Source organism: Borreliella californiensis (assembly GCF_014205885.1).
Classification (GTDB): Bacteria; Spirochaetota; Spirochaetia; order Borreliales; family Borreliaceae; genus Borreliella; species Borreliella californiensis.
In genome coordinates this window covers 213,628-221,871 of record NZ_JACHFB010000002.1, presented here as the reverse complement: position 1 = coordinate 221,871, position 8,244 = coordinate 213,628, and the positions used below count along the sequence as shown (strand labels likewise).

Genomic DNA, 8,244 nt, shown 5'->3' with positions numbered 1-8,244 from the left:
ACCAAATCCTAATGATGCCCATGCCTCCAAAACCTTAGCTCAAGCCAATAAAATACAAACCCTGGAGGACCTTAAATCTAAAGTTTATTCAATAAAACCTATTGATCTTGAAAACACAAAAACTCGCCAACAAGCAATCAAAGATCTAAACGAATTCTTGAAAACCAATCCTAATGATGCCCATGCCTCCAAAACCTTAGCTCAAGCCAATAAAATACAAACCCTGGAGGACCTTAAATCTAAAGTTTATTCAATAAAACCTGTTGATCTTGAAAACACAAAAACTCGTCAACAAGCAATCAAAGATCTAAACGAATTCTTGAAAACCAATCCTAATGATGCCCATGCCTCCAAAACTTTAGCTCAAGCCAATAAAATACAAACCCTGGAGGACCTTAAATCTAAAGTTTATTCAATAAAACCTATTGACCTTGAAAACACAAAAACTCGTCATCAAGCAATCAAAGATCTAAACGAATTCTTGAAAACCAATCCTAATGATGCCCATGCCTCCAAAACTTTAGCTCAAGCCAATAAAATACAAACCCTGGAGGACCTTAAATCTAAAGTTTATTCAATAAAACCTATTGACCTTGAAAACACAAAAACTCGTCATCAAGCAATCAAAGATCTAAACGAATTCTTGAAAACCAATCCTAATGATGCCCATGCCTCCAAAACCTTAGCTCAAGCCAATAAAATACAAACCCTGGAGGACCTTAAATCTAAAGTTTATTCAATAAAACCTATTGACCTTGAAAACACAAAAACTCGTCATCAAGCAATCAAAGATCTAAACGAATTCTTGAAAACCAATCCTAATAACGCCCATGCCTCTAAAACTTTAGCTCAAGCTTATGAAAAAAATGGAGATTTGCTAAAAGCAGAAAATACATACGAAAAAATTACCAAGCTCACAAATACCCAAGAAGATCACTATAAACTTGGAATCATTAGATTTAAGCTTAAAAAGTATGAACACTCAATAGCATCATTTGATCAAACAATAAAGCTCAACCCAAAACATAAAAAAGCACATAATAACAAAGGAATAGCTTTAATGATGCTAAACAAAAACAAAAAAGCAATAGAATCTTTTGAGAAAGCAATACAAATTGATAAAAATTATGACACTGCCTACTACCAAAAAGGTATAGCAGAAGAAAAAATTGGCGACATGCAACAAGCATTTGCAAGCTTTAAAGATGCTTACAATCTCGACAAAAAACCCAATTATGCATTAAAAGCTGGAATAATCTCAAATAACTTGGGCAATTTCAAACAAAGTGAAGAGTATTTAAATTTTTTTAATGACAATGCAAAAAAACCTAATGAAATTGCTATTTACAACCTATCAATATCAAAATTTGAAAACAATAAACTTGAAGAATCTCTTGAAATAATAAACAAAGCCATCGATTTAAATCCAGAAAAAAGTGAATATTTATATTTAAAAGCATCTATAAATCTTAAAAAAGGAAATTACCAAAATGCTATATCACTTTACAACCTAGTAATTGAAAAAAACCCTGAAAATACTTCAGCCTATATAAACCTAGCAAAAGCATATGAAAAATCAGGAAATAAAAGTCAAGCAATCTTAACTCTTGAAAAGATAATAAACAAAAATAATAAATTAGCCTTAAACAATCTTGGAATACTTTATAAAAAAGAAAAAAATTATCAAAAAGCAATTGAAATTTTTGAAAAAGCAATAATCAATTCAGATATTGAAGCAAAATATAATCTTGCAACCACTCTAATTGAAATTAATGATAACACAAGGGCTAAAGACCTTCTAAGAGAATATACAAAATTAAAACCAAACAATCCAGAGGCCTTACATGCACTAGGAATATTAGAATATAATGAGAATAACAATGATCAAACATTAAGAGAACTTATAAAAAAATTTCCAAATTACAAAAAAATTGAAAATATTAAAAAAATAATAGGAATATAAATTTCAATGAACAAAATAAGATTCTTAGATAAATACTTGGTTCAAAAAATAGCTGCAGGAGAATCAATAGACAGACCTTGTTCAATATTAAGGGAATTGCTAGACAATTCAATAGATTCTGGTGCTACTAAAATTGAAGTTTTTCTTGAAGAAGGGGGAATTCACAAAATCTTAATAATAGATAATGGAAGCGGAATAAGCAAAGAAGATTTAAAAATCTGCTATCTACCACACACTACTTCAAAAATATCATCAGAAGAGGATTTAAGAAAAATAGAAACTCTAGGATTTAGAGGAGAGGCTCTCTCTAGTATTGCAATTTGCTCCAACATTTCAATAACAAGCTCAACAGCTAGTAATGAAAGCTATCAAATAGAAGTAGAAAATGGAATTGAAAAATGCTTTAAAAAACAGCCTGCCATAAACGGAACAATAGTAGATGTCACAAAAATATTTCACAACTTCCCCGCAAGGAAAAGATTCTTAAAGCAAGAACCCATTGAAACAAAAATGTGTCTAAAAGTTTTAGAAGAAAAAATAATAACCCACCCCGAAATCAATTTCGAAATTAATTTAAATCAAAAGCTAAGAAAAATTTATTTTAAAGAATCGTTATTTGACAGGGTTCAAAATGTATATGGAAGTGTAATAGAAAATAATAAATTTAGGGTCTTAAAAAAAGAACATGACAATATAAAAATAGAAATATTTTTAGCACCAGATAACTTTTCCAAAAAAAGCAAAAGACATATTAAAACATTTGTCAACAGAAGACCTATAGATCAAAAAGATCTCTTAGAGGCAATAACTAATGGACACAGCAGAATACTTTCTCCTGGCAACTTCCCAATATGTTATTTATTTTTAGAAATAAACCCTGAACATATTGACTTTAATGTCCACCCTCAAAAAAAAGAAGTAAGATTTTACAATCTTCCATTTTTATTTAAACTAATATCTGACAATATTAATAATTTTTTTGATAAAAACATAAATAACTACCAAGACATAATAATAAAAAGACAATTAACAGAAGATAATCATTTAATAGAAATGATAAACCAACCAGAAAGCTTAAATAAACTCAACACATATGATATACCACAAAACAACAATATAGAAACAAAAGATACTGAAAACGAGCCAAACAAAAACATAACACAAGGCAATATTGACCTTAGAAAGTACAATTCAATTATACAAAATAGGCCAACACTTAAGGAAAACATTGAAAACATTTTCTCTGACAACTTTTTAGAATTTGAAGAACTGCCAAACAAAAACGAAAAAGAAGAAATAAAATTTAACTATATTGGACAAATATTCTCTGAATTTTTAATCATTGAAAAAGTAAATGAAATTTACTTCATAGACCAACACGCAGTTCACGAAAAAATAATATATGAAAAACTTAGAAATTCAAAAAAAACTATTCAAAAGCTTCTAATACCAATTGAATTCACAGTAGTTGATAAAAACATAGAAGAAATTATAGATAGTGAAATAGAAGAATACAAAAAATTGGACATTATAATCTCTAAAATAGGCTCTAAAAAATATCAACTTGAATCTATTCCTAATATTTGCAATCAATATGAAAATACTCTTATTAACTTTTTTCAATCAAGAAGAAGCAGAACAATAAATTCTCTTGAATCTGACTTATATGCAACTATTGCCTGTAGAAAGGCCGTTAAAACAAATGACATATTAAGCACTGAATTTAGCAAATTTTTAATAAATGAATTTTTTAAACTAGAAATCAAACATTGTCCTCATGGACGAAAAATTTATTACAAAATATCTAAATTTGAGCTTGAAAAAAAAGTTGACAGAGCATAAAATAAAACCAGAGTTCCCATGATAAAAAAAATCAAATCAGAAATCACCTTGTTAAAGATAGAAAAAGAAAAAAATTTAATTGAGCTTGGAAGAATATTGAAAAATAATAATATAGTAGAATTAAAAAATTTAAACCACTATCCCAATTTAAAATTAGTAGAAAAAGAATTGTGCCAAATGAAAAGCAATTTAAGCAAATCAGAAGAAAATGAAAACATATTAAAAAATTTAAACAAAAAAATTCATATTCTTAAAAAAGAATATAAATCTACTTGTAAATCATATAAAAAAAACCTTAAAGAAATTGCCAAAACAATAATCGAAATTTATCCTCAAAATTTAGAGTTAATATCAAAATATAATATGAATTTTTCTAAATTGAAACTTGAAAAACACAAAAAAATAGAATTAGCAAGTGATCATAATACAAAAAATTATTTAAAAATGATGCTACTTAAAGTCAACTCAGCAATAAACAATATCATCAATATAGTAAATGTATATAAAATATCAAAAGAATTTGAAAAACGGGTATTCACAAAATATTATACTTCTGAAAACTTTGAAAGCATACTAAATGAATTTTCATTAAATAAAAAATTAAACAATGTAATTGTTAAAGAATTTAAAATAATAAATGAAATCAAAGCAAATATAAAAAACATAAAAGAAGAAGTAAAAGAAATAATATCTACAAGTAAAAAAGAAAAAATATACAAAAAGAATAAAATAAAAACCGAAATCAATGTTATTACAAAAAATAAAGAAAATATTTTAAAAAAAATTGCTGAAGAATTTATTGAAACCACAAAAAAAGATAAAATTGCGGCTAAAAATAATGCCATTAGCTCAATAATCCAAAAAATAGAAAAAACAACCCAGAAAATATTAAGCTTAAATAATGATTTAATAAAAATAACAAAACAGGAAGAAATAAAAAACATTCAACAAAAAATGCAAATCCTAACAAAAGAAAAAGATAAAATTAATAACAAATTAGATGCATTAACTTCTAAAATAGAAGCTATTCAAAATGAACTTGACAATGAATAAAAAATAAATATAATAAATTAAAGCTAAGGGCCTATAGCTCAGTTGGTTAGAGCACCCGACTCATAATCGGTAGGTCCCAGGTTCAAGTCCTGGTGGGCCCAATTTAACCTTTTCAATTAACCTTAAAAAAAAGATTTGAATTTTTTTCTACATAATAAAAGCTTATATAATTATCAAATGTTTTATCAATCTCTAGGGTAGTATCATCTATTGAATCAATTCTAACAACTGAAGAGACGGGGTGTAGTTTGTCTTTATAAGTTTTAACAAAAAATACTTTGGAATTGCTTAACTTGTTTAACATTGTCATATCTTTAGACTTATATACATAATTATGAACATCATCTAAATCATACTTTGACATTCCTAAAGAAATAACAAGCTCTCTATTATATACCCTCATACCCTTATCAAAAAGACGAACACATGAAGTAAAACCTTCAAAAGTTTTATCAAAAAAATCAAACTTCAAATCTCTACAATATAGAATATCCTTGCCAAGGCTAGAATCAATAAAAAAAGAGCTATAATTATTATTAATCACTTGAATAAACTCATTAGCGTTCTTATTCTCTATTGACAATTTAAAAACATCTTTTGAATTTAAAACTTTAATTGCAAAATCAAAACTCATAGAGTAATCTAAACGATTCTCAGTAAAATAATAATTTATCTTATAATCAAGCTCTTTTATTTCCGGATAATTTATTTCACAAGAACAAACAAAACAACAAAAAAACAATACTAATTTAACTTTTAATCCGCTCTGCATACTCTTTAGTTTCAGAATTAACTAAAACCCTATCTCCAACGTTAATAAAAAGTGGAGCTTTTACTACAAGTCCTGTATTAAGAGTAATATTTTTCATTGCATTTGTTACAGTGTCGCCTTTAACAGCTGCCTCAACCTCTACAACTTCAAAAGCAATCTTTGGAGCCAGCTTAATATCAATAACCACATTGTCAAACGTTACAAGAGAATAAATTTCCGACTCCTGCAAAAAAAGCACCTTATCTTGGAAATTAGCACTTTCTTTTAAGTCCAAACTAACTTGATCATAAGTTTCTAAATCCATAAAAACCAAAACGTCTTTATCTTTGTATAAATACTGGGCACTAACTTCATAAATTTCAATAGCTTCTGCGGTATCTGCTCCTTTTAAAGTTTCTCTAATGACAAATTTATTTTTTAAGTTCTTAAGCTTTAACCTTACTATTGCCCCTCCCCTACCTGTTTTTGAAAATTCTCTCTCAAGAACAATATGAGGAACCCCCTTGATAAGTAAAAAAGAACCTTTTTCAATCTCACTAGATTTCACTACTGCCATTTAAATACCTCACAAAACTTAACATACAAATCTAGTAGTAATTTATACCAAAAAATCAAAATATTTGCTATTATGCCTCAATTATAACTTAATCAATAAAGCTAATTTACAATTGACTTATTTTAAATTAATGCTATTATATACTTAAACAAAGGAGTTTACTTGATGAAAAAATTTATTATCTTAATTTTTATGCTATCAACAAGTTTATTATACAACTGTAAAAATCAAGACAATGAAAAAATTGTATCAATTGGGGGATCTACAACTGTAAGCCCAATACTAGACGAAATGATTTTAAGATATAATAAAATAAACAATAATGCTAAAGTAACATACGATGCACAAGGAAGTAGTGTTGGCATAAACGGACTATTTAACAAAATATACAAAATAGCAATATCATCAAGAGATTTAACAAAAGAGGAAATTGAACAAGGAGCAAAAGAAACTGTATTCGCTTATGATGCTTTAATTTTCATTACAAGCCCTGAAATAAAAATTACAAATATTACAGAAGAAAATCTAGCTAAAATACTAAATGGAGAAATTCAAAATTGGAAACAAGTAGGAGGCCCTGATGCTAAAATCAACTTTATTAATCGAGACTCTTCTTCTGGTTCTTATTCGTCTATAAAAGATCTACTTCTTAATAAAATATTTAAAACTCACGAAGAAGCTCAATTTAGACAAGACGGAATAGTAGTAAAATCTAATGGAGAGGTAATTGAAAAAACAAGCCTTACTCCACACTCAATAGGATATATAGGTCTTGGATACGCAAAAAATTCAATAGAAAAGGGTTTAAATATTCTTTCTGTCAACAGCACATATCCTACAAAAGAAACAATAAATAGCAATAAGTATACCATTAAAAGAAATTTAATAATAGTTACAAATAACAAATATGAAGATAAAAGCGTAACTCAATTTATTGATTTCATGACAAGCCCAACCGGACAAGATATTGTTGAAGAACAAGGTTTTTTAGGGATAAAAGCATAATTAAATTAAAGAAAAAAACACTTGACTTAATATTAAGTCAAGTAATACAATTTAACACTGACATGAGCTTTAAGGGATTCTTTTAAAAAATGCATCTAAGCTTAAAGACAAAAAGAAAAATAATTGAAATTATTTTTAAATCTTTTATTTTTATATCTGCAGTAATAAGCTCCTTATCAATATTGTTTTTAGGTTTATTTATATTAAAAACTGGAATAACACCATTTATTAATAACAAAATTAAAATTTTAAACTTTTTATTTAGCACAAATTGGGATCCTACTAGCAATCTACAAAAATCTTATGGTATCTTAGCATTCATTATTAATTCCTTTTTAACTACACTTTTTTCTATTTTAATTGCTTTACCAATTGGATTGGGATTTGCAATATATTTGCTTGAAAAAGCAAAAGGATTTTATAGACAATTTTTACAAACAGTAATAGAGCTTTTGGCAGGAATCCCTAGTGTGGTTTACGGATTTTTTGGAAGCACATTTATTGCAGCTTTAGTAAAAAACATTTTTCAAAGAGAAGACAACTTGGGATACAATTTAATAAGCTCATCACTAATATTAAGCATAATGATAGTTCCCACAATAATTAGCGTTTGTTATTCATCACTTAAAGCCGTTCCCAAATCATATAAATTTGCATCTCTTGCATTAGCAGCAACAGACTGGCAAACAATATATAAGATAATAATACCGTCGGCTAGCCGAGGTATTTTAGCAGGAACAATATTGGCAATAGGCAGAGCTATTGGAGAAACCGTGGCAGTATTAATGGTAGGAGGGGGCTCTCCTCTTTTTATAAAAAACGTATTTTCTCCCATTAGAACGCTAACCGTAAATATTGCTATGGACATGGGATATGCCTCAGGTGTTCACAGAGAAGCTCTCTTCTCTACAGCTCTAGTATTATTGCTATTTTCAATAATTACAAATTTACTCAAAAATTTTATACTATCTTCAAATAAAGGGTTAAAGAAAAAGTGACCAAAACTCAAATGAATAAATTGATTAATAAGTTCTATTTCTTCATAATTAATTT

Annotated in this window: 7 protein-coding genes and 1 tRNA gene; 6 read left to right on the top strand and 2 right to left on the bottom strand. The window is 27.5% G+C overall.

Annotated elements, in window-relative coordinates; translation table 11 throughout:
• The 4 genes from HNP67_RS06875 to HNP67_RS03195 all read left to right on the top strand — a co-directional run.
• A partial coding sequence (locus HNP67_RS06875) for a tetratricopeptide repeat protein (protein ID WP_236845726.1) occupies positions 1 to 1,963 on the top strand: 1,963 nt, incomplete at its 5' end.
• 6 nt (positions 1,964 to 1,969) lie between these two features.
• Positions 1,970 to 3,805, top strand: coding sequence for a DNA mismatch repair endonuclease MutL (gene mutL, locus HNP67_RS03205; RefSeq protein ID WP_184124879.1), 1,836 nt, complete (start codon positions 1,970 to 1,972; stop codon positions 3,803 to 3,805).
• A gap of 18 nt (positions 3,806 to 3,823) precedes the next feature.
• Positions 3,824 to 4,858 carry a coiled-coil domain-containing protein gene (locus tag HNP67_RS03200; RefSeq protein WP_184124877.1) on the top strand — a complete coding sequence of 345 codons (1,035 nt, stop codon included), beginning with the start codon at positions 3,824 to 3,826 and terminating at the stop codon, positions 4,856 to 4,858.
• A gap of 27 nt (positions 4,859 to 4,885) precedes the next feature.
• Positions 4,886 to 4,959 (top strand) — tRNA-Ile (locus HNP67_RS03195).
• Positions 4,960 to 4,970: 11 nt separating this feature from the next.
• Here the strand turns inward: HNP67_RS03195 and HNP67_RS03190 are convergent.
• Together HNP67_RS03190 and efp are read right to left on the bottom strand one after the other, a co-directional pair.
• Positions 4,971 to 5,630, bottom strand: coding sequence for a hypothetical protein (locus HNP67_RS03190; RefSeq protein ID WP_184124875.1), 660 nt, complete (start codon positions 5,628 to 5,630; stop codon positions 4,971 to 4,973).
• Positions 5,608 to 6,186: an elongation factor P gene (gene efp / locus HNP67_RS03185; RefSeq protein ID WP_184124873.1), complete on the bottom strand. Its 579-nt coding sequence runs from the start codon at positions 6,184 to 6,186 to the stop codon at positions 5,608 to 5,610. Before efp ends, HNP67_RS03190 begins: the two co-directional genes overlap by 23 nt.
• Before the next feature lie 165 nt (positions 6,187 to 6,351).
• Here efp and HNP67_RS03180 point away from each other — a divergent pair, with 165 nt between their 5' ends.
• Positions 6,352 to 7,191 (top strand): extracellular solute-binding protein, encoded by an 840-nt coding sequence (locus HNP67_RS03180; protein WP_184124871.1) that lies wholly within the window; start codon positions 6,352 to 6,354, stop codon positions 7,189 to 7,191.
• Between the two features lie 89 nt (positions 7,192 to 7,280).
• A complete protein-coding gene (gene pstC / locus HNP67_RS03175; RefSeq protein ID WP_184124869.1) occupies positions 7,281 to 8,189 on the top strand; it encodes a phosphate ABC transporter permease subunit PstC in 909 nt (302 codons plus the stop codon).
• The last annotated feature ends 55 nt before the right edge of the window (positions 8,190 to 8,244 follow it).